This is a genomic window from Brevundimonas sp. 357 (genome assembly GCF_003938605.1).
In the GTDB taxonomy this organism is placed as follows: Bacteria; Pseudomonadota; Alphaproteobacteria; order Caulobacterales; family Caulobacteraceae; genus Brevundimonas.
The window spans coordinates 1-24481 of the sequence record NZ_RHWX01000016.1 but is presented as its reverse complement, the minus strand read 5'-3'; the positions used below and the strand labels follow the sequence as shown (position 1 = coordinate 24481).

General features: G+C 66.8%; 25 protein-coding genes and 1 tRNA gene. 12 read left to right on the top strand and 14 right to left on the bottom strand.

Translation table 11 applies throughout. From position 1 onward, the window contains the following. Positions 1-45 precede the first annotated feature (45 nt). Both clpA and clpS read right to left on the bottom strand, forming a co-directional pair. A complete protein-coding gene (gene clpA / locus EGK63_RS13785; protein ID WP_125901978.1) occupies positions 46-2352 on the bottom strand; it encodes an ATP-dependent Clp protease ATP-binding subunit ClpA in 2307 nt (768 codons plus the stop codon). A 12-nt stretch (positions 2353-2364) separates the two neighbouring features. Then, a complete protein-coding gene (clpS, locus tag EGK63_RS13780) occupies positions 2365-2694 on the bottom strand; it encodes an ATP-dependent Clp protease adapter ClpS (protein ID WP_003164443.1) in 330 nt (109 codons plus the stop codon). Between the two features lie 140 nt (positions 2695-2834). Here clpS and EGK63_RS13775 point away from each other — a divergent pair, with 140 nt between their 5' ends. Continuing rightward, positions 2835-3374: a nuclear transport factor 2 family protein gene (locus EGK63_RS13775; RefSeq protein WP_125901977.1), complete on the top strand. Its 540-nt coding sequence runs from the start codon at positions 2835-2837 to the stop codon at positions 3372-3374. 56 nt (positions 3375-3430) lie between these two features. Here EGK63_RS13775 and EGK63_RS13770 read toward each other — a convergent pair whose 3' ends face one another. Further along, positions 3431-3901: a phasin family protein gene (locus tag EGK63_RS13770; RefSeq protein WP_087141342.1), complete on the bottom strand. Its 471-nt coding sequence runs from the start codon at positions 3899-3901 to the stop codon at positions 3431-3433. 268 nt (positions 3902-4169) lie between these two features. Here EGK63_RS13770 and EGK63_RS13765 point away from each other — a divergent pair, with 268 nt between their 5' ends. Beyond that, positions 4170-5573 carry a D-alanyl-D-alanine carboxypeptidase gene (locus EGK63_RS13765; RefSeq protein WP_125901976.1) on the top strand — a complete coding sequence of 468 codons (1404 nt, stop codon included), beginning with the start codon at positions 4170-4172 and terminating at the stop codon, positions 5571-5573. 18 nt (positions 5574-5591) lie between these two features. Here EGK63_RS13765 and EGK63_RS13760 read toward each other — a convergent pair whose 3' ends face one another. Both EGK63_RS13760 and EGK63_RS13755 read right to left on the bottom strand, forming a co-directional pair. Further along, entirely contained in the window at positions 5592-6164 is a 573-nt protein-coding gene (locus EGK63_RS13760; RefSeq protein WP_125901975.1) for a DUF2239 family protein, read from the bottom strand. Between the two features lie 70 nt (positions 6165-6234). Beyond that, positions 6235-6594: a phage holin family protein gene (locus EGK63_RS13755; RefSeq protein WP_125901974.1), complete on the bottom strand. Its 360-nt coding sequence runs from the start codon at positions 6592-6594 to the stop codon at positions 6235-6237. A gap of 113 nt (positions 6595-6707) precedes the next feature. On the opposite strand from EGK63_RS13755, the gene EGK63_RS13750 reads away from it, so the two are divergent. Then, positions 6708-7145, top strand: a complete 438-nt coding sequence (locus tag EGK63_RS13750; RefSeq protein ID WP_125901973.1) for an HIT family protein — start codon at positions 6708-6710, stop codon at positions 7143-7145. Between the two features lie 7 nt (positions 7146-7152). Here the strand turns inward: EGK63_RS13750 and EGK63_RS13745 are convergent, their stop codons facing one another. Further along, positions 7153-7503, bottom strand: a complete 351-nt coding sequence (locus tag EGK63_RS13745; RefSeq protein WP_125901972.1) for a DMT family protein — start codon at positions 7501-7503, stop codon at positions 7153-7155. Between the two features lie 51 nt (positions 7504-7554). Between EGK63_RS13745 and EGK63_RS13740 the strand changes: the two genes are divergently transcribed. The 4 genes from EGK63_RS13740 (at position 7555) to EGK63_RS13725 (ending at position 9489) form a co-directional block, all read left to right on the top strand. Beyond that, positions 7555-7630 (top strand) — tRNA-Thr (locus EGK63_RS13740). Between the two features lie 160 nt (positions 7631-7790). Next, entirely contained in the window at positions 7791-8114 is a 324-nt protein-coding gene (locus EGK63_RS13735; protein ID WP_125901971.1) for a hypothetical protein, read from the top strand. 130 nt (positions 8115-8244) lie between these two features. Continuing rightward, entirely contained in the window at positions 8245-8871 is a 627-nt protein-coding gene (locus tag EGK63_RS13730; RefSeq protein WP_125901970.1) for a TetR/AcrR family transcriptional regulator, read from the top strand. Positions 8872-8949: 78 nt separating this feature from the next. Then, positions 8950-9489 (top strand): cytochrome c family protein, encoded by a 540-nt coding sequence (locus EGK63_RS13725; RefSeq protein WP_125901969.1) that lies wholly within the window; start codon positions 8950-8952, stop codon positions 9487-9489. A gap of 166 nt (positions 9490-9655) precedes the next feature. Here the strand turns inward: EGK63_RS13725 and EGK63_RS13720 are convergent, their stop codons facing one another. The 4 genes from EGK63_RS13720 to EGK63_RS13705 all read right to left on the bottom strand — a co-directional run bounded on the left by EGK63_RS13720 (position 9656) and on the right by EGK63_RS13705 (position 15702). Further along, positions 9656-12892, bottom strand: coding sequence for an efflux RND transporter permease subunit (locus EGK63_RS13720; protein ID WP_207896393.1), 3237 nt, complete (start codon positions 12890-12892; stop codon positions 9656-9658). After that, complete coding sequence (locus EGK63_RS13715) at positions 12892-14037, bottom strand: efflux RND transporter periplasmic adaptor subunit (RefSeq protein ID WP_125901967.1); 1146 nt, start codon at positions 14035-14037, stop codon at positions 12892-12894. Before EGK63_RS13715 ends, EGK63_RS13720 begins: the two co-directional genes overlap by 1 nt. A 109-nt stretch (positions 14038-14146) precedes the next feature. Next, positions 14147-14935, bottom strand: coding sequence for a hypothetical protein (locus tag EGK63_RS13710; protein ID WP_125901966.1), 789 nt, complete (start codon positions 14933-14935; stop codon positions 14147-14149). After that, a complete protein-coding gene (locus EGK63_RS13705; protein ID WP_125901965.1) occupies positions 14932-15702 on the bottom strand; it encodes a class II aldolase/adducin family protein in 771 nt (256 codons plus the stop codon). The genes EGK63_RS13710 and EGK63_RS13705 overlap by 4 nt, the downstream gene beginning before the upstream one ends. On the opposite strand from EGK63_RS13705, the gene EGK63_RS16550 reads away from it, so the two are divergent. From EGK63_RS16550 to EGK63_RS13690, 4 genes are all read left to right on the top strand, one after another. Continuing rightward, positions 15701-15844, top strand: a complete 144-nt coding sequence (locus EGK63_RS16550; RefSeq protein ID WP_165906617.1) for a type II toxin-antitoxin system VapC family toxin — start codon at positions 15701-15703, stop codon at positions 15842-15844. The two genes, EGK63_RS13705 and EGK63_RS16550, sit on opposite strands and share 2 nt — an antisense overlap. Positions 15845-15862: 18 nt before the next feature. Further along, entirely contained in the window at positions 15863-16957 is a 1095-nt protein-coding gene (locus EGK63_RS13700; RefSeq protein ID WP_125901964.1) for a DUF2336 domain-containing protein, read from the top strand. Positions 16958-16988: 31 nt separating this feature from the next. Continuing rightward, positions 16989-17768: an NAD kinase gene (locus EGK63_RS13695; RefSeq protein WP_125901963.1), complete on the top strand. Its 780-nt coding sequence runs from the start codon at positions 16989-16991 to the stop codon at positions 17766-17768. Between the two features lie 62 nt (positions 17769-17830). Then, positions 17831-18307, top strand: coding sequence for an Hpt domain-containing protein (locus EGK63_RS13690; RefSeq protein ID WP_125901962.1), 477 nt, complete (start codon positions 17831-17833; stop codon positions 18305-18307). Positions 18308-18359: 52 nt separating this feature from the next. On the opposite strand, the gene EGK63_RS13685 is transcribed toward EGK63_RS13690, so the two are convergent. Both EGK63_RS13685 and EGK63_RS13680 read right to left on the bottom strand, forming a co-directional pair. Continuing rightward, positions 18360-19499 (bottom strand): DUF2336 domain-containing protein, encoded by a 1140-nt coding sequence (locus EGK63_RS13685; protein WP_125901961.1) that lies wholly within the window; start codon positions 19497-19499, stop codon positions 18360-18362. An 89-nt stretch (positions 19500-19588) separates the two neighbouring features. Beyond that, positions 19589-20386: a transglycosylase SLT domain-containing protein gene (locus tag EGK63_RS13680; RefSeq protein ID WP_125901960.1), complete on the bottom strand. Its 798-nt coding sequence runs from the start codon at positions 20384-20386 to the stop codon at positions 19589-19591. A gap of 149 nt (positions 20387-20535) precedes the next feature. Between EGK63_RS13680 and EGK63_RS13675 the strand changes: the two genes are divergently transcribed. After that, positions 20536-21276 (top strand): TonB family protein, encoded by a 741-nt coding sequence (locus EGK63_RS13675; RefSeq protein ID WP_125901959.1) that lies wholly within the window; start codon positions 20536-20538, stop codon positions 21274-21276. Here the strand turns inward: EGK63_RS13675 and EGK63_RS13670 are convergent. Both EGK63_RS13670 and EGK63_RS13665 read right to left on the bottom strand, forming a co-directional pair. Further along, positions 21273-22295 carry an FAD-binding oxidoreductase gene (locus tag EGK63_RS13670; protein WP_243637696.1) on the bottom strand — a complete coding sequence of 341 codons (1023 nt, stop codon included), beginning with the start codon at positions 22293-22295 and terminating at the stop codon, positions 21273-21275. The genes EGK63_RS13675 and EGK63_RS13670 overlap by 4 nt on opposite strands. A 52-nt stretch (positions 22296-22347) precedes the next feature. Beyond that, positions 22348-24192, bottom strand: a complete 1845-nt coding sequence (locus tag EGK63_RS13665; RefSeq protein ID WP_125901958.1) for a phosphoenolpyruvate carboxykinase (GTP) — start codon at positions 24190-24192, stop codon at positions 22348-22350. Between the last annotated feature and the right edge of the window lie 289 nt (positions 24193-24481).

Genomic DNA, 24481 nt, shown 5'->3' with positions numbered 1-24481 from the left:
CGGCCCTGACGGGCCACCTTCTCCCACAAGGGGAGAAGGATAAGATCAGGCCGTTGCTTCTTCCTCTTCCTTCACCGCCGCGCCCTTGGCCGGGATGATGTCGAAGGCGATCTTGCCGTCCTTCAACTCGACCTTCACATGGCCGCCGCGGGTCAGACGGCCGAACAGGATGTCGTCAGCCAGCGGCTTCTTGATGTGTTCCTGAATGACGCGGGCCAGGGGACGCGCGCCATACAGTTCGTCGAAGCCGTTCTTGGCCAGCCAGTCGGTCGCCTCGTCCGTCAGTTCGATGGTGATGTTGCGATCCGCCAGCTGGGCTTCCAGCTGCATCACGAACTTGGTCACCACCGAGCGGATCGTCTCGGCGCCCAGCGGCTTGAAGGCCACGATGGCGTCCAGACGGTTGCGGAACTCCGGTGCGAACAGGCGCTGAATGGCCTTGTCGTCCTCGCCCTCGACCTTGCCCCGGCCGAAGCCGATGGAGGCGCGAGCATTGTCGGCGGCCCCGGCGTTGGTGGTCATGATCAGGATGACGTTCCTGAAGTCGACCTTCTTGCCGACGGCGTCGGTCAGCGTCCCGTTGTCCATCACCTGCAGCAGGATGTTGTAGACGTCGGGGTGCGCCTTCTCGATCTCGTCCAGCAGCACCACCGAGTGCGGATGCTGATCGACGGCGTCGGTCAGCAGGCCGCCCTGGTCATGACCGACATAGCCCGGAGGGGCGCCGATCAGGCGGCTGACCGTGTGACGCTCCATGTATTCCGACATGTCGAAGCGCTGCATCTCGATGCCGAGCGTGGCGGCCAGTTGCTTGGCGACTTCCGTCTTGCCGACGCCGGTCGGGCCGCTGAACAGGAAGGCGCCGATGGGCTTGTTCGGGTCGCGCAGACCCGCCCGCGCCAGCTTCATCGCCGACGACACCTGATCGATGGCCTGTTCCTGACCATAGACCGTCCGCTTCAGATCGGTCTCCAGCTCGCGCAGGGATTCCGTGTCCGACTTGGACACCGACTTGGGCGGGATGCGGGCCATCTTGGCGATGACGGCCTCGACCTCCTTCTGGCCGATGACCTTCTTGCGCTTGGATTCCGGCAGCAGCATCTGCGACGCCCCCGCCTCGTCGATCACATCGATGGCCTTGTCCGGCAGCTTGCGGTCGGTGATGTAGCGCGCCGACAGATCAACCGCCGTGCGGATGGCTGAGTCCGTGTAGCGCAGCTTGTGATGCGTCTCATAGGTCGTCTTCAGACCCTTGAGGATCTTCACCGTATCCTCGATCGTCGGCTCATTGACGTCGATCTTCTGGAAGCGACGCACCAGGGCGCGATCTTTCTCGAAGTGCTGGCGGTATTCCTTGTAGGTGGTCGATCCCATGCAGCGCAGGCTGCCTGACGCCAGAGCCGGCTTCAGCAGGTTGGAGGCGTCCATAGCCCCGCCCGACGTCGCGCCGGCGCCGATCACCGTGTGGATTTCGTCGATGAACAGGACCGCGTTCTCGTGGTTCTCCAGCTCCTTGACCACCTGCTTCAGCCGCTCCTCGAAGTCGCCGCGATAGCGGGTGCCCGCAAGCAGAGACCCCATGTCGAGGCTGTAGATGGTGGCGCCCTTGAGAACCTCCGGCACCTCGCCGTTGACGATCTTGCGCGCCAGGCCTTCGGCGATGGCGGTCTTGCCGACACCGGGGTCGCCGACCAGAAGCGGGTTGTTCTTGGTCCGGCGGCACAGGATCTGGATCGAGCGCTCGACCTCGGCCTGACGACCGATCAGCGGATCGATCTTGCCGTTCTTGGCCTTCTCGTTCAGGTCGATGCAATAGGCTTCCAGCGCCTCGCCGCCTTGCTTGACGACCGAGCCGTCCTCGGCCTCTTCCGGGCTGGCGCCGCCGCGCACCGAGCGGGCTTCATTGGCCCCGGCCTTCTTGGCGATGCCGTGGGCGATGAAGTTGACCGCGTCGTACCGCGTCATGTCCTGCTCCTGCAGGAAATAGGCGGCGTGACTTTCGCGTTCGGAGAAGATGGCGACCAGGACATTGGCGCCGGTCACTTCCTCGCGGCCGGACGACTGGACATGGATGACCGCGCGCTGGATCACGCGCTGGAAACCCGCCGTCGGCTTGGCGTCGTCGCCGTCAGCCGTGGCCAGGGCGGCCAGGTCGGTGTCGACATAGGAGCCGAGCGCCGCCTTCAGCGCGCCCAGATCGACGTTGCAGGCCGTCATCACGGCCGAGGCGTCCGGATCGTCGATCAGGGCCAGCAGCAGGTGTTCGAGCGTGGCGTACTCATGCCGGCGCTCATTGGCGTAGTGGACCGCGCGGTGCAGGGTCTCTTCGAGAGGACGGGAAAACGAAGGCATGGCAGGTTCCTCTCAGTCCTTTTCCATCGTGCATTGCAGGGGGTGCTGGTGGCGTCGCGCCGTCTCGACCACCTGAGCGACCTTGGTTTCGGCCACTTCGTAGGTAAAGACGCCGCAGACCCCGACGCCATGCTGGTGCACGTGCAGCATGATGCGGGTCGCGTCCTCGCGGCTCTTCTGGAAGAACCGCTCCAGCACGTAGATGACGAACTCCATGGGGGTGTAGTCGTCATTCAGGATCAGCACCCGATAGAGCGAGGGCCGCTGAAGTTTCGGCTTTGTCTCGGTGACGACGGCGGCGCCTGCGCCTCCGCCTTGCTCACCTGGCCGTCTGTTAGGCATTCGTGGTCCGTAATCGGGGAGTGTCAGAAGATCAGATAGGGAATGATGGCCTGATTTGTAGATGCGTCCAGTCACAGCCTGCGTGACCCCGGCCGCCTGACCAAAGATTCACGGGACATCTCGGCTCAGGAACCGCACCAATGCGCTTCCGTTCCCTGCCCCGGACCGCCGCCATGCCCCTGATCGCCGGACTGTTCGTCGCCCTGACGCTGGGCCAGACGCCCGCCGCCCCTACCGATGACGTCGTCCTCGCCCCCATCATCGCTGAACGGGACGCCGCCCTGTTTTCGGTCATGTTCGACCGATGCGATCCCGAGGCCCTGGCCGATCTGGTGACGGACGACCTGGAATTCTATCACGACCGGGGCGGACTGACGGCGACGCGGGCGCGCTTCATCGACGATTATCGCCAGGGCTGCACCGCGCGGACCGCCCCCGACGCCTGGCGCTCACGGCGCGAACTCGTGCCCGGCACGATGCGGGTCTACGCCATCCCCGGCGTCGGCGCCGTCGAAGAAGGCAGCCACCTGTTCTACGAACGGCAGGGCGACGGGCCGGAAACCCTGGTCGGGCGCGCCCGCTTCTCCGTCCTGTGGCGGCTGGAGCCGGACGGGCGCTGGCGGCTGGCCCGCGCCTTCAGCATCGACCACGCCCCCATGAGCGCCGAAGCGAAGCCATGAAAAAGGCCCCGGCGTCTCCACCGGGGCCTCGTTCGCATTAAGCGTGCAGTCGCGTCTTAGCGGGCGGCCTGGAACTGCTCGACAGCAGCCGAAACGCGCTCGTTGATCGGCTTGAAGCTGTCCTTGACCGAGGCGGTCATGGTCTCGGTCGCCTTGCCGAACTCGGCCAGATAGGCCTCGGCGGCCGACTTGGCCCAGTTGGTCTGCAGTTCGAACAGTTCCTGCACCGAGCGAGCCTGCGAGAAGGACTGGGCGGCGGCGACGCCGTCTTCCCAGGACTTCTTGCTGTAGGCCACGGCCTGTTGCGACAGGGCCTCGGCGCCCTTCTGGGCGGCGGCGGCGGATTCGACCACGGCTTCCAGGTTCTTCTTGCCGTGCGCGTTGATCTCGCTCAGCGAGGCGACCGACTTGTCGACGCCTTCGCGGAACGCCTTGGCGCCCGCGGCCTGGATGGATTCAGCCTGGGCCTTGGCCTTGGCGGTGGTTTGTTCGACGGTCTTCTTCACGGTCTCAGCGGCGTCAGCCATGGGGAGTCTCCTGAAGCAAAAGGGTTCTTGCGACAGGCGAGCCCATCGCGACAACGGCGATATGGTGCACCTGCGAAAAGACTTCAAGTGAAATTTGTGCGACGCACAATATGATCGCTGATAACCTGCGGCCTGGACGCGGAGAGCGATCACAAGTCTGTTGACGCGCTGTTAACCCTCTCGAAACCGGGGAAGCGGATGTTAGCCTTTGTAACGTGCGTGATCGCAGCCGTCTTCGCGCCACAGTGACGAGGCTAGTAGCTTGCCCATGAACGCCATCTTCCGCCGTCGTTTCCTGGCCGCCCTGGTCCTGGGAGGCATCGTCATGACGCCGACAATCGGCGTCGCGCCGCCGGAAGCGCAGTCATCCGATAGTCGGTATGCGGCCATCGTGGTCGATGCCGCATCGGGCGAAGTCCTGTTCTCGCGTTTCGCCGACGCGCGACGCTATCCGGCCTCCATCACCAAGGTCATGACCCTGTATCTGGCGTTCGAGGCGCTGGAGTCGGGCAAGGTCAACCTGAACGACAACCTGACCGTCTCGCCGCGCGCGGCGTCGCAGCCGCCGTCCAAGCTGGGCCTGGCCGCCGGTCAGACGATCAGCCTGGACGACGCCATGCGCGCCACGGCCGTCCGCAGCGCCAACGACATGGCCGTGGTCATCGCCGAGCATATCGGCGGCTCGGAAGGCCGTTTCACCCAGATGATGACGCAAAAGGCGCGCGAGCTGGGCATGGAGCAGACCCGCTTCACCACCGCCAACGGCCTGCCCGACACGCGCCAGGCGACCACGGCCCGCGACCTGTCGATCCTCAGCCGCGCGGTCATGCGCGACTATCCGCAATACTACCGCTACCTCGGCCTGCACGACTGGTTCTACAAGGGCCGGGACTACCGCAACACCAACGGCCTGCTGGCCACCGGGCGCGGCTATGACGGTATCAAGACCGGCTTCACCAACGCCTCGGGCTACAATCTCGCGGCGTCCTCGGTGCGCGACGGCAAGCGGATCATCACCATCGTCATGGGCGGCCGCTCGACCAAGAGCCGCAACGACCACGTCGCCGAACTGATGGACACCGGCTTCGAGGTTCAGCGTCGCCGCGGCCAGGGCGAGCGCATCCAACTGGCCCAGGCCTTCTTCGAACAGCGCGGCTTTGGGATCAGCGCCGATCCCTCGCCGCCCATCGCCTACGCCTCCCTGTCGGATGAGGACGGCGAAGGCGTCGGCTCCTCGACCGAGGTGGCCTATGTCGCCGGTCCGCCGCCGCGCAACCTGCCGACGGAGGTGACGCCGCCGCCGTCGGCGCGTCGCGCCGAGAACCGCCCGCCCGAAAGCCTGACCGCCGCGCTGAACGGCGGCTCGGCCGCCGCGCCGGCGGCGCCGGCCCGCGCGACCCGCAACACCTCTGCGCGCGCCGCCGCTCCGGCTCCCGCCGGCCGCTGGACCGTCCAGGTCGGCGCCTTCCGCGAGGAAGCCGTGGCCCGCGACTGGCTGAACGACGTCAGCCGCCGCTTCCGCACCCAGTTCTCGAGCGCCCAGCGCGACGTGCAGACGGCCAACGGCTGGTATCGCTCGCGCTTCACCGGCATGACCCAGCAGTCGGCCGAGGCGGCGTGCGAAGCCCTGTCCGAGCGCCGCGTCACCTGCATGGTGATCCGCCCCAGCTGATTCAGCGTCCCTGATTTCTCAGCGTCCTTGGCCGTTACGCCATCCAGGCTCGGCCAGGCGACGGGCGTAATCACGCACGTCCACAGGCCAGGCCTCCGTGCGGGCGTCAAACGCCGTCCAGTCGCCCGCGAACAGCATCCGCACGGCCTCTTCATAGTCCGGCAGGTCGCCCGCCACAGCGGTCATGAAGCGATAGGCCGCCTCGCGGCTGCGACGCATCCGGTCCGGCCCCTCCGCCTCGCGCAGAGCGGCTTCGACCAGCTTGCGCAGCGCCACCGACGCCCCGCCCGGCTGTGACGCCAGCCAGTCCCAATGACGGGGCAGCAGGGTGACTTCACGAGGCGTCACGCCCAGCTTCGGCCGCCCCGGCCCGCGCTTCTCCGGCTCCGGTCGCAGCGGCTCGAGCGGCAGACGCGCCAGCACCGCCGCCAGATCGCCGCGCAGATCCAGATCGATCGGTCGCGCATCCTCGTCGCGAAAGACCAGGACCGCTCGTCCGGCGTCGTGCGCGGCCTTCACCGCACCCGCGACCTGAGCCAACGGCCCGGTCGCGATCATCGTATGGCCGTCGAAGGCCGTGCATAGGGGCATAATCCGTCCTCGCTCTGGTGAGGAAAAAATTACCCGGATGATATTGTCGCGTCAATATTACCCGGATAATTTATGAGCGCCGCTCGTCCATGCCGCCGAACAGAGCCCCGGCGATCCAGCTGACCACGCCGGTGACGATGGCCGCGCCGATCCCGGCCCACAGGCCATCGACCACGAAGCCGCCCAGGAACATGGCCGTCAGCCCGATCATGGCGGCGTTCACCACCAGCAGAAACAGGCCGAAGGTGACGATGGTCAGAGGCAGGGTCAGGATCACCATCAGCGGCCGCACGAAGGCGTTGACCACGCCCAGGATGACCGCCGCCGCGATCAACGAGCCGGTCGAGGTGAACTCCACCCCCGGCACCAGCTTGGCCGAGGCCCACAGGCCGATCGCCGTGACCACGGCCTGAACGATGAAACCCAGCATGACGCCTCCAACTGAAGAACCTTGACCATATAAGCGCATATCGCGGCGTTCGGCTCCGTGCGTCGGGCAACTTCGCCTGCTAGGCTGATCGCCCTACCCCGAAGGAGACCCCCATGAGCCTTCACGGCGCCTACGACCCGCACAACATCTTCGCCAAAATCCTGCGCGGCGACATGCCCAGCGTGAAGGTGTGGGAGGACGACGACGTCCTGGCCTTCATGGACGTGTTTCCCCAGTCCGAGGGCCACGTCCTGGTCGTGTCCAAGACCTCGACCGCCCGCAACATCCTGGAGATCGAGCCGCAGGCCCTGGCCCGACTGACCGCCGCCGTCCAGCGCACCGCCCGCGCGGTCGAGAAGGCGTTGAAGCCTGAGGGCCTCAGCCTGATGCAATTCAACGGCGACGCGGGCGGCCAGACGGTCTTCCATCTGCATTTCCACATCGTGCCCCGCTGGGCGGACCGTCCGATGAAGGGCCACGGTCACGCCCCCATGGCCGACGCCGAGCATCTGAAAACGCTGGCCGCAAAGATCGCGGCCGAACTGGCCTGACTGCCCGTCAGAGCGGCCCCTTGAAGATGAAGAAGGCGCCGCCCGCGATCAGCACAAAGCCGATCAGGTGATTCACCGTCAGCTTTTCGCCCAGCCAGACGACCGAGAATACGGCGAAGACCAGCAGGGTGATCACCTCCTGCATGGTCTTCAGCTCGGCCGCTGAATAGACCTGATGGCCGATGCGATTGGCGGGCACGGCCAGCCAGTACTCGAAGAAGGCGATCCCCCAGCTGATCAGGACGACGATCCACAGCGGCTTGGCCCCGAATTTCAGGTGGCCATACCAGCCGAAGGTCATGAAGACGTTGGACAGCGCCAGCATGACGATGGGCGCGAGATAGGGCAGCGAGGGCATTCGATCAGTGTGCTTGCGTCAAACAGATTCCGCCAGCATAAGGCGGGCCACGCCGGTTTAGCTCAGCTGGTAGAGCAGCGGTTTTGTAAACCGAAGGTCGCGGGTTCGATTCCTGCAACCGGCACCACCCTCTCCCGATCAGGATGAGGATGGTCAGGCCCGCGCATCACGAGATGCGACGCCGTTCTCCGTATCGACGGATCGCGATTCCTCACGCTACCCTCCTCCGTCAGCGCGCGAGGCCTGCGGTCTCCCGCCCCCGATCTTGCCGCCCGGGAGGATGAAGAATGCGAAAATTCACCCTGCTGCTCGCTCTGCTCGTGATGGTTCCGACTGTGGTCGAGGCCCAGGGACGGCGGCAGAGGGTTCCGGATCCCGATCCCCAGCACCGCGCGACCGATTGGATTCCGCTTTCTCAATCGATGACCGAATTGCTGAATGCAGGCTGGAAGATCATCTCGCACGCCCACTATCAGACCGAGGTGTTCAACTCCAATCCCAATATAGAGTCGTTCTCTTTCATTCTCACGAACGGCGACCGATACGTCATCTGCATGATCGACGATCCGGTCATGAACAACACCACCACCAGATGCCGCGCCCTGAACTAACGGAACGCTGAGCTGCGCCTGAAGACCCAGCGCGACTTGGGTCGCGCTTGTCGCAGAGGGCGGAAGCCGCTAGGCCTTCGCCTTCTCCCCTTTCCGGCCCGTTTCCATCGCAACTTCGGCCGCCTCCCACATGTCCGAGACGACCAACAAGCTGGGTCACAGGATCCGAACACGGGGCGCCCGCACCCGGCGCGCCCTGCTGGACGCTCTGCGCAGTCTGCTGAACAGCAAGCACCTGGGCGAAATCCGGCCGGCCGATGTGGCGGCGGCGGCGAGCGTATCAGCGCCGACCTTCTACACCTACTTCGCCTCGGTCGAGGAAGGCCTGCTGCTGCTGTGCGAAGAGGCGGGCGAGGACTTTCAACGACTGGCGGCACACATCCACGCCGACTGGTCCGGCGAACGCGCCTTCGAGGCCGCCCGCGCCTATGTGCTGGAGGTGCTGGGCCTGTGGAGCGACCACGGGCCGGTGCTGCGGGTCGAGCACATGCTGGCCGACATGGGCGAGCCCGCCTTCGCCGAGAGCCGCATCCGCCGCCTGCGGCGCCTGCACCTGGCGCTGGAGCGCCGCATCGCCCAGGCCCACGCCAGCGGCCTGCATCCCGAGGGGCTCAATCCCCGCCTGACTTCCTATGAGACGGCGAACCTGGTGGAATCCGTTGCGGCGGGCTTCGAACTGATGCGCCGCGCCGATACGCCGGAAGCCATCATCGACACCACCGCCCACATCGTGGTGAAGCTGACCACCGGGCGCTGACGCCCTGGCTTGGACAAGCTGTCCATTGCGACGGCGCCCTCATGGGCTAAAGCATGACCCTCGGCCAAGGAGTGCGTCATGTTCCATCTTTCGTCCTTCCCCACGATCCGCCGCACGCCCGGCCCGGCCGCCGCGTTGGCTGTCGCGCTAACAGTCTCTCTGGGCCTCGCGGCCTGCGGCCAGGGCGCCGAAGGTTCAGGGACCAGCGCGGCCGAAGCGCCCAACCCCCCCGCGCCGACCGAGGCCGAGAAAGCCGCCCTGCTGGCGTCCCTGCCCGCCCCTTACGACCAGGCGGACCTGGAGAACGGCCGCCGCGCCTTCGCCCGCTGCCGTTCGTGCCACACCATCACGCCAGGCGGGCCGAACATGACGGGGCCCAACCTCTATGGCGTCTTCGGCAGCAAGGCGGGTGCGCGCGATAAATACAGCTATTCCCACGCCATGCGGACGGCAGGCTTCACCTGGGACGCCGAGACCCTGGACCATTGGCTGCAGAACCCGCGCACCTTCCTGCCCGGCAACAAGATGAGCTTCGCCGGCCTGCCCGACGCCACGGACCGCCGTGACGTGATCGCCTTCCTAAAAGTCGAGACGGGGTTCAAGCCGACCGGCGAATGACATCTTCCTTCTCCCCTTGCGGGAGAAGGCGGCCGAGCGGAGCGAGGTCGAATGAGGGGTTGCTGGGCGCAAACCTCTTCAGCCTTCTTGGCGCCGTGCCGACAGCCCTCATCCGTCTGCCTTCGGCAGCCACCTTCTCCCACAAGGGGAGAAGGAAGCCATTCCGTTACTCCGCCGGGCTCATGTCCGGTTCGAGGCCGTCGCGCTTCTCCTGCGCCTCCCATTCCTCGATCTTGCGGGCGGTGTATTCCGGCGACTTGGTGAAGCGCGCCAACACGCCATAGATCACCGGCACCACGAACAGGGTCAGCACCGTCGCGAACATGGCGCCGGTGAAGATCACCACGCCGATGGTCTGACGGCTGCCCGCCCCCGCCCCTTGCCACAGCACCAGCGGCAGGGCGCCGAAGGCGGTGGCGATCGAGGTCATGATGATCGGACGCAGACGCAGCGACGAGGACTCGATGATGGCCTCGCGGATGCTCCGCCCCTGATCGCGCAGTTGGTTGGCGAACTCGACGATCAGGATGCCGTTCTTGGCCGCGACGCCGATCAGAATGATCAGGCCGATCTGGCTGTAGATGTTCAGGCTGGAGCCCGCCATCAGCAGACCGAACAGCCCGCCCGCCGCCGCCAGAGGCACCGTCAGCATGATGACCGCCGGGGTGATCCAGCTCTCAAACTGGGCCGCCAGCACCAGGAAGACCAGCAGCAGGGCCAGGGCGAAGGCCCAGCCCACGGCGCTGCCCGCCTCCTGCTGATCGCGAGCGGCGCCGCCCCAGCGGATATTGGTCACGCCTTGCGGCTGCTTGGCGACTTCGGCGTTCAGGAATTGCACCGCGTCGTCGATGGTCGTGCCGGGGTTGAGGTCGGCCGCCAGGGTGATGGCCCGCTGGCGATCCAGGCGACGACGATCCGGCGTATCGCCCGAGGTCTTGGTCGTGACCACCGCCGACAGCGGCACCAGTTGCGCCGTGCCGGTCGAGACATAGAGCGACTCCAGGTCCGTCACTTCGCGGCGGTTGTCGCGCTCGGTCTGCAGGATGACGTCGTACTCCTGACCGCCCTTGATGTAGGTCGTCGCGCGACGCGAGCCGAACATGGTTTCCAGCGTGCGGCCGATCTGTTGCGAGGAGACGCCCAGGGCGGCCGCCTTCTGCGGATCGACGTCGACCAACAGGCGTGGCGCGTTCGGCTCATAGTTCAGGCGCGGACGCGAGAAGCCGGGGTTTTCCTGCGCCGCCGCCAGGATGGGCTGCAGCCAGTTGTAGATGGCGGCGTATTCCGACCCCGTGACGACCATCTCGACCGAGTTGGAGTTGCCGCCGCCGCGCTGGAAGGCGCCCGGTGTCGAGGCGTTGACCTGGGCGCCGGTCTGGTTGCGCAGCTTGCCGTTCAGCTCCTGAGCGATCTCATCGGCAGAGCGGTCGCGCTCGGCCCAGTCGGCCAGATTCACGACAGCGCTGCCCGAGCTGAAACCGGAACCGCCGAATCCCGGCGCCGAGATCAGGAAATTCGCCGCCTCTCCGCTGTCGCGGTATTCGGCCAGGATAGGCTCTAGACCCAACATGATCTGTCGAGTGTAGTCGAAGCCCGTACCTTCCGGTCCGGCGATCCGCAGGGTTACGCGACCCCGGTCCTCGTTCGGCACCAGTTCATTGGGCAGATGCAGGAAGATGCCTGTGGCTCCCGCAGCGACCAGGACGATCAGGGCCGCCATGCCGCCAACAGCGATCCGACGGCCCAGCAAGGCGTCCAGCGAAGCCGCATAGGACCGTTTCAACGCATCCATGCCCGCATCCACGCGCCGCGCCACCCAGCCGCCGGTGTGAGCCGGCTTCAGGATCTTAGACGCCAGCATGGGCGACAGGCTGAGCGCCAAGAAGGCGGAGAAGGCCACGGCCGCGGCGATGGCGGCGGCCAGCTCCACGAACAGACGGCCGACGTAGCCCGGTAGGAACAGCAGCGGCGCGAACACCGACAGCAGGACCACCGTCGTCGCCACAACGGCGAAGAAGACCTGACGCGCCCCGCGCTCGGCGGCCACCAGCGGAGGCTCGCCGTGGTCCAGGCGGCGTTGAATGTTCTCGACCACCACGATGGCGTCATCGACGACTAGGCCGATGGCCAGCACCAGGGCCAGCAGCGTCAGCAGGTTCAGCGAGAAGCCCAGCGGCGCAAGGACGATAAACGTCGCCAGCAAACAGATAGGCGCCACCACCGATGGAATGATCGCCGCCCTCAGGCTGCCCAGGAAGATGAAGTTGACCAAGGCCACCAGGGCCATGGAGATGCCGATGGTGATCCAGACCTCGTCAATGGCGTGCGAGGTGAAGACCGAGTTGTCGGACCCGACCTCCAGCGTCGTGCCGGGCGGTAGGCTGGGCGCGATCTCTTCCATCAGCTTGCGCGCGCCTTCGGAGATCTGCAGATCGTTGGACTGGGCCTGACGAGTCACGGCCAGACCGATCTGATCAATCCCGTTGCCTCGGAACAGGCGGCGAGCCTCCGCCGGCGCTTCCTCAATGCGGGCGATGTCCCCCAGACGAGTGACGTAGGCGGCATTGCCGATCAGGGCGCCCGTGACGCCGTTGGTCATGGCCGCCGAGGCCGCGCCCAGGGTGCCGGACGCCTGCGCGCCCGTGGCCGTCGAGGCCGAGCCGCGCGTGCCGATGGGCAGTTGAGCGAAATCGGCGGGGTCGGCGTAGTTGCGCGCCACGCGGACGGTGTAGTCCTTCTGCGCCGATTCAAGCGCGCCGGCGGGCAGTTCGACGTTCTGGTTATTCAGGGCGGTTTCGACATCGGTGACGGTCAGCCCGCGCGCCGCCATGGCCCCCGCATCCAGCCAGATGCGCATGGCGTAGCGTTGCTCACCGAAGATATTCACCTGGGCCACGCCCGGCACGGTGGCGAAACGGTCCACCAGATAGCGACGGGCGTAATCCGTCAGCTCCATCCGATCCATGGTGGTGGAGCGCAGGAACATGATCATGATCGGCTGGCTGTCGGAATCGGCCTTGGCCACTTCCGGCGGATCCGCCTGGTCCGGCAGACGACCCAGCACGCGCGAGATGCGGTCGCGCACGTCATTGGCTGCGTCATCGATGTTGCGGTCCAGCGAGAACTCGATGTTGACGCTGGAACGGCCGTCGCGACTGGTCGAGTTGATGCGCTCGACGCCCTGGATGCCGGCGATCTGCTGCTCGATCGGTTCAGTGATCCGGCTCTCGATCACCTCGGCCGAGGCGCCGGCGTAGTTGGTGCTGACCGAGACGACCGGCGGGTCCACGTCCGGCAGTTCCCGCACCGGCAGGAAGAAGAAGGCCGCCGCGCCGATGACGCACAGGACAATGGCCGCCACCGCCGCAAAGACGGGACGCCGAACCGAAACATCAGACAGCATCATGGGCGGGCCGCCTGCGGCGCGCGGGCGCCGCCCTTGGCTGGAGCGCCGCGCTGCCGGCCTTCGGCGCCTTCAACGGTGACGGGGGCGCCCGGCTGGATGCGGTTCAGACCCGATGCGACGATGCGGTCATTGTTCGTCAGGCCTGAAACGATCTCGACGAAACCGCCCTCGACGGCGCCGGTTTGAACCTCGACGCGCTGGGCGGTCGCGCCCGCCTCGCCACGCGCGATGCGATACACGAAAGCGCCCTGACCTTCATATTGAACGGCCGCCTCAGGCACGGCCAGGGTCTGGCGGCGGCCCTGGTGCACGGCGACGCGCATCATCATGCCGGGACGAATGCGGTTACCGGTGTTGGGGAACTCCGCGCGGGCGATGACCGCGCGCGTCTGCTCATTGACGCGGGTGTCCAGCAAGGCGATCCGGCCGTTGAACGCTTCGCCGGGGAAGGCGTCGGAGGTGGCCGTGATCGGCGCGCCGACCGGCAGGATGCCGAGGTACCGCTCAGGCAGCGGGAAATCGACGCGGACGGCGCTGACGTCATCCAGGGTGGTGATGACCGAACCGGGCGAGATCAGCGTGCCCGGCGTGACCGTCGTCAGACCCAGAACGCCCGTAAAGGGCGCGCGCAGGATGCGGTCGCCGCGACGAGCTTCCGACGCCGCTAGAGCCGCCTGGGCGGTCTTCAGCGCTGTTTCCGACGTTTCGGCCATGACGCGCGGCGCAACGCCGCGTTCAGCCAGGATACGGTAACGATCATACTCGCGCTGGGCGTTCTCCAGCTGGGCGCGGGCGCGGATCAGGTCGGCGTCTTCCTCGCGCGCCTGAAGTTCGACCAGGGGCGCTCCGGCGTTCACGCGCTGACCATCAGTGAACATGACGCGCGTCACCAATTCGGCGGTGTTTGAGGTGATGTTGACCGAGCGACGGCTGCGCGCCACGCCCAGAACGCGAATCTGGTCAGCGAACTCACGTCTCTGAGCGGTGACTTCCTCGACCACCTGGCCGCGACCGCCCTGGCCTCCCGGTCCCTTGCGATCACCTGCGCCGCCGTCGCTGAACGCGATCTTGGCGACCGCCGCCACGATCATCAGCCCCAGTACGCAGGCCGCAGCGATTATGAAAAAATGGCGTTTGAACACGCGACGCAGTCTCCCCGACAACAAGCGCCCCGCTTAGCGGGTCATCGCCGTTACGCAAATAACGTATCTGTAACGAGGCTATGCTCGGATTCCGTCGCGGAATTTCGCGCTAGAAACGTCGCCAGATTCCGATGACGGGGCCTTGTCCCGCAGGAGTTTCGCGACCTGCGACGGCGGTGCGCCAACCCGCCTGCAGGCTCCAGTCGCCGAGTCGCCGCACGACCGAGGTTTCCAGCGACAGCCAACGCGCCCCGCCGTCGTCCGCCGCCCCCGCATAGGCCTGACCCAACAGCATCCAGCCAGGGGACAGAGGCGCGCCCGCCGTCAGGTCGAGCCGCGTCTCGTCGGGCAAGCCGGAGCGCCAGCGCCGAGCCGCCTGAGCCTCGATGAAACCGCCCCGCCCGTCCACGCCGAAATTGCGGGCCGCCAGCAGACGCGCCTCCCAGTCGTGATCGCCTGCGCCGGGCGCAGCGTAGCCGGCGTTGCGGCCCTCGCCGCCGTGTGCATAGCCGACATAGACTGCGGCGACGTTGCGCGCGTCGCGATACGCCTGCCAGCGGACGCCGATCTCTAGCGGGCCGCGTCCCTGATAGTCGACGAAGGCGTCGCGCCCGCCCTGCCACTCTCCCTTCATCTGCAGGGTGAAACGCTCATCCAGCCCGTATTCGACCAGAAGGGAGGCCGCGCTGTCACGACGATCGCCCGGCAGGTTGACCCGATCGCCGTCGGGCGAAAAGGCCTCATCCGCGCGTATGCTCTCATACTTGAGAATGGCCTGCCCCTGGCCCTTGGGCAGGTTCCAGGCGCCTGCGCATGCGGGCTGTCCGGTCGCAAGCAGGGTCAGGCCCGCCAGCAGGCCGATCCCCCCTCCCCGAAGTCCGCCCCCCAGCGGCCTCACACGTCGTAGCCGGGCGATTTTCGCTGAAGCTGGCGCAGGGCCCCAGGCCAGGCCAGCGAAGAGACGAAGCCGATGCCGCGTCCTTGCTCCTTCGTTTCGGCCTGGGCCGCGTCCGGCGCGATCAGGACATTGTCGCGCCCCGCCGACAGGGCCGCCACCTGCTGAGCGCAGGCGCGTTCCAGGAAGAAGATCCCCACCCAGGCTTGGGCCGCCGTGTTCCCCACCGCTAGGGTGCCATGATTGCGCAGCAACATCAGGGACTTGTCGCCCAGATCCGCCACCAGCCGCTCACGCTCGTCGTGGTTCAGCGCCAGACCTTCATAGCCGTGATAGGCGACCTGATGTTGCAACAGACAGGCGTTCTGGCTGATCGGCAACAGGCCGTCCTCCTGCGCCGCGACGCCGACGCCGTTCACCGTGTGCAGGTGGATGACGAAATGCGCCTCTTCGCGCGCCGCATGAATCGCTGAGTGAATGGTGAAGCCGGCCGGGTTGATAAAGCTGGTCGTGTCTTGGACGATATTGCCCTCCAGATCGACCTTCACCAGGGAAGAGGCTGTAATCTCATCGAAATACCAGCCGTAGGGATTGATGAGAAAGTGATGCTCCAGTCCCGGCACGCGGGCCGATATATGGGTGAAGATCATGTCGTCCCACCCATGCAGCGCCACCAATCGATAAAGGGCCGCCAGCTCGACGCGCGTGCGCCATTCGTCCTCTGACACTCGTCCCTGCAAAGAGGGCGCCCCGCTCATGCCGTCCGCCATGACCACTCCCCTGATCAGCGTTCATGTGAAGCGTCTCCCCGACAGCCGGCGTCGTCAAGCGGAACGGCGCTTTTCCCAAGACTTCATTAACCCTGTTTTCATCGCGCCGCCCCATGATGCGTTCGCCGCAGAGGCAGACTGAATTTCCGCGAGGAGCGCCGTGGAGTCCACGACTGTGACGTTCGACGGGCCGGGCGCTCTGCCCTTGAGCAGTCTTGAGCAACTGGTCGATCTGGCGAAGGGCCAGCCGCCCGAACGCCAACGCGGACTGGTGATCGGGGTGGCCGACTTGTACCGCTCGGTCGGCGGGAGCGACCGCGCCCCCTCAGCCTTGGCCGACGCCTTCATCGCCCTGGTCCGAGCGGCCGAAGCCGACATCCGCCGGGCCCTGTCCGAGCGCCTGGCTGACGCCGACTGGGCGCCGCCCGGCCTGGTGCGGATGCTGGCCGCCGACGCCATAGAGATCGCCCGTCCCGTCATCGCCGCCAGTCCGCTTTTGCAGGACGACGACCTGTTGAAACTGCTGGCCCAGACGTCGCTGGATCACCAAGTGCAGATCGCCCTGCGCCCCGGCCTGAGCGTCGCCGTCGCCCGCGCCATCCTCAAGGCCGACGATCCGACCGTGTTGACGGCTCTGGCCTCCAACCGCACGGCGGCGCTGGATGCCGAGGATATGAGCCGCCTGGTGGACCGGGCGCGTGAACTGGCGGCTTTACGCGCGCCGCTGTCTCGCCACCCGCACATGACGCCTGACCTGGGCGCACGCCTGTATCAGTGGGTGGGCGAGGCCCTGCGCCAGGCGATCATGGAACGCTTCACCCTGGACCCCGCCCGCCTGGCTGAAGCGGCCCGGGCCGCCGCCCGGGAAGCCACGTCCCCAGATATCGCCGCCGCCCGTCTGGTCGCCAAGCTCCAGGCCGCCGACCAGCTTCGCCCCGCCACCCTGATCCGCGCCCTGCGCGATGATCGGCTGGAGGTCTTTATCCACGCCCTGAGCCGCCTGGGAAGGCTAGACTTGGATCAGGTGCGCCGTGCGCTGCGGGCCGACACGGCTCGACCGTTATTTCTGGCTTGCACCGCAGCCGGGCTGGACCGCGCCGCCTTCCCCGCCGTGCTCAGCGAGGTACGACGAATGAATGCTGGCTTCCCTCATGACCCTGATGGCGGCGCCTGGCGCCTGGCCGAGCGTTCAGCAGCGCAGGCGGCCTATGAATTCCAGCTGCTGATGGCGCCCGAAGACGGTCGTCCCGTTTGACACGCGGCCTCGGCTCCGCTTGCCTAGGCGCGTGACCCAGCCTTTCCGCCCCACCGCCCTCACCTTCCTGGCCAGCGATCGGCCCGAAGCCGAGGAGGCGCGCCTGAGACTGAGCGAACGCTACGGCTCAGTTCCCGTGACGGAGGCCGAAGTCATCGTGGCCCTGGGCGGCGACGGCTTCATGCTGGAAACGCTTCACAACAACCTGCAACTTCAGACACCCGTCTATGGGATGAATCGCGGCTCAGTCGGCTTCCTGATGAACGACTATGAGGAAGACGATCTGCTGGAGCGGGTGATCCAGGCGGATCGAACCGTCCTTCACCCCCTGCAGATGGACGCCTGGACCGAGAGCGGCCAGGTCCACAGCGGCCTGGCGGTCAATGAAGTCTCCCTGCTGCGTCAGACCCGCCAGAGCGCCAAGCTGCGTATCAGCATCAACGACAAGGTGCGGTTGGAGGAATTGACCTGCGACGGTTGCCTGGTCGCGACACCCGCGGGATCGACCGCCTATAATCTATCGGCTCACGGGCCGATCATTCCGCTGGACGCGCCCAGCCTGGCGCTGACGCCGATCAGCGCCTTCCGCCCCAGGCGCTGGCGCGGGGCGCTGCTGTCGCACACGGCAAGGGTGCGGTTCGACGTACTGGAGGCCGACAAACGACCCGTCAGCGCCACGGCGGACAACTTCGAGGTGCGGCGCGTGACACGGGTCGAAGTGCGCGAGCGACGCGATATCGCCCTGACCATGCTGTTCGACGCAGGGCGATCCTATGAAGAACGCGTCATGGCCGAACAGTTCGCCGCCTGAAACGTCACGGTTTTTTAGAACTCTCGCGGCACATTGGATTTTACAGTTCAGGAGTCCGGCCCGTGAGCAATTCTTCCAACGTCTTTCGTCCGCCCAACGCCCTTCGCGCCAAGGTCGGCGGCGGCTTCGGCGGTATCGACGCCAACGCCATCGCCAAGGCCGAAGAGGCCCTTAAAGCCATGTCGGCCCAGTTCGGTCAGTGGCTTCAGGATGAAGTGGCCAAGCTGGATCAGACCCAGGCCGACATCCGCACCAAGGGCTACACCACCGAAACCGCCGAGGCGCTGTATTTCCGCGCGCACGATCTGAAGGGCCTGGGGACGACCTATCAATACCCGCTGGTGACGCGCATCGCCGGATCGTTGTGTCGGATGCTGGACGACGCCGACAAGCGGATGAAGGCGCCTCTGCCCGTCATCGACGCCCATATCGACGCCATCAAGGCCGTGGTGCGTGACGAGATTCAGACGGATGAACACCCGGTCGGCCGCGACCTCGCCGAGGCGCTGGAAGCGCGCGTGGCCGAGCACCTGGGTTAAAATCCGCCTCAAGCAGCATCGATGAGAGGGCGTCCACTGGGCGCCCTTTTTTCTATGCGGCGCCGATAGCGGCCAGAGCTTCAGGCGCCGGACGATCCAAGCGCTCCATCAGATAGGCCAGATCTTCGCGTGCGGCGTCCGGGCGCTGACTGAGGAAGCGTTCCAGCATACGCTGGCGGAAGGCTTCGCCCGAGGTGTCGCCGCCCTCGGCCTGAAGCATACGCCAGGTGTCGACGCCGGAGCGGAAGGCCTGGAACAGACGTGGCGGCATTCCTGCACGGTCATAGAGCGCCTTCAGCCCCAGCGGACCTGCATCGTGCACCATCAGCCAGGCGCGGTGATGCGGCGTGCCCGCCAGCTCCGCCAGAGCATGCTCGAACAAGGCCATCTGCCCCCGCGCCAGAGCGCGCAGCAGTAGCGACGGCGTCAACGCCTTGCGGCCGTACAAGCGGGCGACGAATTCCGGCAGATCCACAGCCACCCGGGCCTGATCGATCAGATCCACCGTCACCCGCTCACGCGCGAAGTCGGCGAACTGGATGGCCGTTTCCGGCGCCAGGGCGTGGCGCGTGACCAGATGCTCGCGCGCTGCGTCCGAAGCCAGGACCACCAGGCGTTCGGTCACGGACAAAGGCAGCACCTGACGATAGGCCAGGGCCGACACCACCTCGGATGCGTGACCAAAGCGGTCGACCACCAGGCCCAGGGCGTGTTCGGAAAGGTCTGCGTTGTCGTTGGCCGCCAGGGCCAGAACCGCTTCCTGTCGCCCCTCGGCGGCCAGGACCGTCGCTACGTCGCGCGGCACGCGTGAACGCGACGCCACAGCCGCCTGACGGACGGCCGATCCGGCGCGCACGATCTCGATCAGGTCGTCATCGGAAAAGGCGGGCGAGCAGTTGATGATAGGCAGAGCCACGCTGTCCACATCCGCAGCCAGACGACGCGCCACCTCACGTGGCACCAAATCCGACGCCTTCAGCGTCACGGCCAGGGCCCGTCGCACGAGTTCAGCCGTGTCAGCGGCTAGGACATTGAGTATTTTCCTGGCCGCCGCGCGCTCCGTCTCGTCCAGCACCATGCGATCGATGCTGCGGAACAGCTTGTGGGCCGCCGCCGCGCGATCGTCCTCGACGTCGGACTTGATCAGGCGCCTGATGTCGCTTTCCGTCAGTCGGGCGCGGTAGGCGGTCATGGATGAAGCTCAGAGCGGCGAAGAATCAATCGTCACTCATAGCGTTACATAGTTAAGGCCCCGTTAGGAATAAGGCGGAACAAAGGTCTTCAGCCAGGCTTGTTCGGCGGCGGGCCATAGGCGCCGCCAAAGCCGCCGCCCGCTCCCCGCCCGTCCTGGCCCAGCAGCAAGGCCAACAGGCTTTGATCCTGCTTCAGACGGTCCAGACGCGCGGCCAAGGCGCGCTCCTTATCGCCCAACTCGGGAACGGGTTTCACGCTACCGGCGCCGGCGGCGGGCGCGGCCTCGCCTGCTGTGCGCTGCAGATTGGCATGCACCTCGGCCACCGACGCCGGGCGGCCGTTGCGATAGAAGATGGAGCGGTTCGCCGAGGCCGCCTCGGGGAACAGGGCCGCCGCGCTGGACTGGGGCCGCGACTGCATGGCCTCCATCAACTTGGCTGCGCCCGCCGGACCCAGAAAGTGAGCCGCATACAGGTCGCCGCCGTTCGGCTCACGTCCTGTACGTCCGCGCAGATAGGCCGCGTTCGAAGCTGTCAGTTCCCCCGCCATGGTCGAAGCGGCCTGAGGATCGAAGCGCAGATCCAGCACGACGTTGCGGGCCGAGCCGCGCACCTGCCAGCGCCCGTCGCCGCCCTGATAGATCAGGTCGGCGTACTGGCCGTAGCCGTGCTTGGCGCCGTGCCGCTTCACCGTGCCCAGCCAGGTCTGCTCGATGAACTGGAACAGGCCCGACGCCGAGGACGTGGGCGCCCGCGCATTGGGGTTCATCGCGCTTTCGCGGCGCGCGGTCTTCATCAGGAAATCGAAGTCCACGCCCGTCGAGGTCGAGGCGCGCCGAATGGCCGCCTCCACGCCGCCGGATGATGGAATCGCTTTCACGGTCATGTGTGAACGGTCGCTAACCTCGGTAAACGAAACCTTAACGCAACGCCGCCGCCGTTAACAATTCCAAGCGCCACAATAAGGCCGCAAGCGAAGCGCGAACTTCGTTCCGTGGGTGCTGGGGAGGGCCTGCGACAGGAGGCGCGTAAGTCATGATGATGCGTATCGCCGGGGGCCACGGCGTGGTCAGCCCCCTCGACTTCCAGCAACGCAAGAAGCCCCTGCCCCGATGGGTGTGGGCGATGATCGGCGCCTCGGCTCTGGCGCACGTCGGCGCCGGCGTCTGGTTGTATCAGCAACGCTTTGAACGGGCCGACATCCCGCCCGCGCCCGCCGAGACGCCGCCTACCGTCATTGATCTGATCCGGCCGCCGCTGCCGCCCAAGCCAGAGACGCCGCCCAAGGCTTCCCCCGCGCCGACGCCGCCGATCCATCGACCGGCGCAGGTCATGCCCAGCAACGTCGCCCCGCTGGAGGTTCCGGTCGCCCCCGTCGTCAGCCATGACGCCGGCCCGGCCATCAACCTGACGGAACCGGCGGCCGAGCCTTCGACGGGAACTAAGGTCACGCCCGAACCGCCGAAGCCCGTTCCCGTCATCACCCAGCCCGACTGGGTGCGCAAACCGACGGCGGATCAACTGATGCGCGCCTACCCCTCGGCGGCTGAGGCGCGCGGGATCGGCGGCGTGGCGGAACTGTCCTGTCTGGTGCGGGTGGACGGCAGCCTGACCGGCTGTTCCGTCACCTCGGAAACACCCGGCAATCAGGGCTTCGGGCGGGCGGCGGTGAGCCTGAGCCGTTATTTCCGCCTCAGCCCGCGCACGGTGGACGGACAGGCCGTCGACGGCGCGCGCGTCACCATGGCCATCCGCTTCGACCTGCCCAAGGACTAGACGAACCGCGAGGGATGGAGGGTCGGCTCGGCGACGGGCCGGCCCTCTGTCGCGTCGGCGACGACGGCGCCGACCAGCGGCCCCAGCAGCCAGCCGTTGCGGCGCGGCCCCAGCGCGACATGAAGACCCGGCGCGACCCGCCCCGCCATCGGCAGGCCGTCCGGAGCCGTCCCCCGCACCCCCGCGCGCCAGTCGATCGTCAGAGGACGCGGCGTCTGGGCCAGGATTTTCCATGCGGCGGCCAGCATGGCTTCGCAGCGCGCGGCGTCGGGCGTCACCGAGCGCTCGCCCGCCTCCATCGTCGCCCCGATCACGCTGCCTTCGCCCATCGGCGCGACATAGGAGCCCGGCCCGCGCACGACGTGATCGACCAGCCTCTCCTTCACCAGACCGATCTGGCCGCGAATGGGGGCGATGCAGGCGACGGCCGCGCACGCTTCGGGCGGCAGGCCCTCCAGCGCCGGATCGGCGCCCGTGGCCAGGATCAGATGATCGGCGCGCACGGCGCCCGTCGTCGTCTCGACCCGCCAGCCCTGCCCGTCCGGCGACGCACGCAGCGCCCGCGCCTCGATCACCGTGAGTCCCTGCGCCAGCGCCGTCAGCGCCTGAGGCGGATCGACCTTGGCGTCCTCATGCGTGGTCAGGCGCGCCGAGGCGGCGTCGTATTGATGCTGAAATCCCAGCGTCTTCATCCGCGCCGCCAGTTCGGCGACATCGCCGCCGCGCCATTCCGCCAGATCGCCATACAGGCGCACGCCCGTCGCTTCGGCGAAGGCAGGCCACAGGTCGCGCGCGCGGCGCAACACCTGAGCCGCTCCCAGCGACAGATCGTCGATGGCGCATTCCATGGCGGGCGCGATCATGCCCGCCGCCACGGCTGAGGCGTTGACGCCGCCCGGATCGACCACCGCCGCGCGGCGTCCGCGCAGCCTCAGCTCCGCCGCCGCGCACAGGCCCAAAGCGCCCGCGCCGATGACCACGGCGTCGAAGGAGGGTTCAGGAGAATTGAAAAGGGGCACGGAAAGTCCTTCGACCTCCCGCGCCCCGATTTCAACCGTTGAGGACGGTCTTTTATTCAGCCGCCAGCTTGGCCGCGCGCGCCTCTTCCAGACGCTTTGTCAGGGCGGCGTGCTGGCCCCACAGGGCCTTGGGCAGGCGATCGCCGAACTTCTCGTAGAAGGCGGGGATCATGGCGGCTTCCTCGGTCCAGACCTCGGCGTCCACGTCCAGCAGGATCTTCAGATCCGCGTCGGTCAGCGTCAGACCCGACAGGTCCAGCGCGGCCTTGGACGGCACGCGGCCGACCGGGGTGTCGACGGCCTCGGCCTGGCCTTCCAGACGCTCCACGATCCACTTCAGCACGCGGGCGTTGTCGCCGAAGCCCGGCCAGACGAACTTGCCTTCGTCGTTCTTGCGGAACCAGTTGACGAAGAACAGGCGCGGCAGCTTCGACGCATCGGCCTTCTCGCCCATCTTCAGCCAGTGGCCGAAGTAGTCGCCCATGTTGTAGCCGCAGAACGGCAGCATGGCGAAGGGGTCGCGGCGCAGCTCGCCGACCTTGTTCTCGGCCGCGGCGGTGCCTTCGGAGGCCACGGTCGAGCCCATGAAGACGCCGTGCTCCCAGTCATAGGCTTCCGTCACCAGCGGCACGGCCGAGGCGCGGCGGCCGCCGAACAGGATGGCGTCGATCGGCACGCCCGCGGGGTCTTCCCACTCCGGCGCGATGGACGGGCACTGACCGGCCCAGACGGCGAAGCGCGAGTTCGGGTGCGCCGCAGGCTCGCCCGAAGCCGGATCGTGCGGCTGGCCCTTCCAGTTGGTCAGGCCTTCCGGCGCTTCCTTCGACAGGCCTTCCCACCAGACGTCGCCGTCAGCGGTCAGAGCCACGTTGGTAAAGATGGTGTCGCGCGTCAGGGTCTCGAGCGCGTTCTTGTTGGTGTTGCGGCTGGTGCCCGGCGCCACGCCGAAGAAGCCCGCTTCCGGGTTCACTGCATACAGACGACCGTCGTCGCCGAAGCGCATCCAGGCGATGTCGTCGCCGACCGTCTCGGCCTTCCAGCCGTCCAGCGCCGGTTGCAGCATGGCCAGGTTGGTCTTGCCGCAGGCGCTCGGGAAGGCAGCGGCCACATATTTGGACACGCCTTCGGGGCTGGTCAGCTTGAGGATCAGCATGTGCTCGGCCAGCCACCCCTCGTCGCGGGCCATGATCGAGGCGATGCGCAGGGCGTAGCACTTCTTGCCCAGCAGGGCGTTGCCGCCGTAGCCCGAGCCGTAGGACCAGATTTCGCGGGTCTCAGGGAAGTGGACGATCCACTTGTCGTCGTTGCAGGGCCATGCCACGTCGGCCTGACCTTCGGCCAGCGGCGCGCCCAGGGTGTGAACGGCGGGGACGAAGACGCCGTCGGCGCCCAGCATGTCCAGCGCGCCCTTGCCCATGCGGGTCATGACGCCCATCGACACGGCGACATAGCCGCTGTCGGTGATCTCGACGCCCAGGGCGGAGATCTTGGAGCCCAACGGCCCCATGCAGAACGGAACGACATACATCGTCCGGCCCTTCATGCAGCCGTCGAACAGGCCGTCCAGACGGACGCGCATTTCAACCGGGTCGGACCAGTTGTTGGTCGGACCGGCGTCGGCGGCGTCCTCGGAACAGATGAAGGTGCGGCTCTCGACGCGAGCCACGTCCTTGGGGTCCGAGGCGGCGTAGTAGCAGCCGGGGCGCTTGGCCTGATCCAGCTCCTTCAGCGTGCCCTTGCCGATCAGATCGGCGACGATGGCGGACTTCTCGGCGGCCGAGCCGTCGCACCAGTGAACACGGTCAGGCTTGGTCAGGGCGGCGATCTGCTCCACCCAGGCGACGAGGCCCTTGTGTTCGGTCGGCGCCGGATGGAGTCCGGGAATCGATTGCGTCACGTCTTGCTCTCCTGAAGCTGCGCGCAGCGATCTGTCGTCGCCGTCACGCAATAAGCTGATCACGCTGTGTAACGGGGGCCAATGAACCCCAAGGGACGTTAGGTCAACCACTGCACGTTTCATTCCCCCGTTATCCGGCTCGCCCCATCCGCACGCACATTTAAATCGTCAGAGCGCGTCCCAAGGGCTATCTCCTTCGGCGTGAAGACGATGTGATCTGCTCCCCGAAAACTGGATCACCGGACGTTAGAGTTTTCCGCTGAGATTTCCCTGGCTGGGAAGGAGCGGA

Bases quoted from the DNA above. Each gene is read 5' to 3' on its own strand.
- clpA (WP_125901978.1), bottom strand. From the start codon at position 2,352: ATGCCTTCGTTTTCCCGTCCTCTCGAAGAGACCCTGCACCGCGCGGTC.
- clpS (WP_003164443.1), bottom strand. From the start codon at position 2,694: ATGCCTAACAGACGGCCAGGTGAGCAAGGCGGAGGCGCAGGCGCCGCC.
- EGK63_RS13775 (WP_125901977.1), top strand. From the start codon at position 2,835: ATGCGCTTCCGTTCCCTGCCCCGGACCGCCGCCATGCCCCTGATCGCC.
- EGK63_RS13770 (WP_087141342.1), bottom strand. From the start codon at position 3,901: ATGGCTGACGCCGCTGAGACCGTGAAGAAGACCGTCGAACAAACCACC.
- EGK63_RS13765 (WP_125901976.1), top strand. From the start codon at position 4,170: ATGAACGCCATCTTCCGCCGTCGTTTCCTGGCCGCCCTGGTCCTGGGA.
- EGK63_RS13760 (WP_125901975.1), bottom strand. From the start codon at position 6,164: ATGCCCCTATGCACGGCCTTCGACGGCCATACGATGATCGCGACCGGG.
- EGK63_RS13755 (WP_125901974.1), bottom strand. From the start codon at position 6,594: ATGCTGGGTTTCATCGTTCAGGCCGTGGTCACGGCGATCGGCCTGTGG.
- EGK63_RS13750 (WP_125901973.1), top strand. From the start codon at position 6,708: ATGAGCCTTCACGGCGCCTACGACCCGCACAACATCTTCGCCAAAATC.
- EGK63_RS13745 (WP_125901972.1), bottom strand. From the start codon at position 7,503: ATGCCCTCGCTGCCCTATCTCGCGCCCATCGTCATGCTGGCGCTGTCC.
- EGK63_RS13735 (WP_125901971.1), top strand. From the start codon at position 7,791: ATGCGAAAATTCACCCTGCTGCTCGCTCTGCTCGTGATGGTTCCGACT.
- EGK63_RS13730 (WP_125901970.1), top strand. From the start codon at position 8,245: ATGTCCGAGACGACCAACAAGCTGGGTCACAGGATCCGAACACGGGGC.
- EGK63_RS13725 (WP_125901969.1), top strand. From the start codon at position 8,950: ATGTTCCATCTTTCGTCCTTCCCCACGATCCGCCGCACGCCCGGCCCG.
- EGK63_RS13720 (WP_207896393.1), bottom strand. From the start codon at position 12,892: ATGCTGTCTGATGTTTCGGTTCGGCGTCCCGTCTTTGCGGCGGTGGCG.
- EGK63_RS16550 (WP_165906617.1), top strand. From the start codon at position 15,701: ATGACCACTCCCCTGATCAGCGTTCATGTGAAGCGTCTCCCCGACAGC.
- EGK63_RS13705 (WP_125901965.1), bottom strand. From the start codon at position 15,702: ATGGCGGACGGCATGAGCGGGGCGCCCTCTTTGCAGGGACGAGTGTCA.
- EGK63_RS13685 (WP_125901961.1), bottom strand. From the start codon at position 19,499: ATGACCGCCTACCGCGCCCGACTGACGGAAAGCGACATCAGGCGCCTG.
- EGK63_RS13680 (WP_125901960.1), bottom strand. From the start codon at position 20,386: ATGACCGTGAAAGCGATTCCATCATCCGGCGGCGTGGAGGCGGCCATT.
- EGK63_RS13675 (WP_125901959.1), top strand. From the start codon at position 20,536: ATGATGATGCGTATCGCCGGGGGCCACGGCGTGGTCAGCCCCCTCGAC.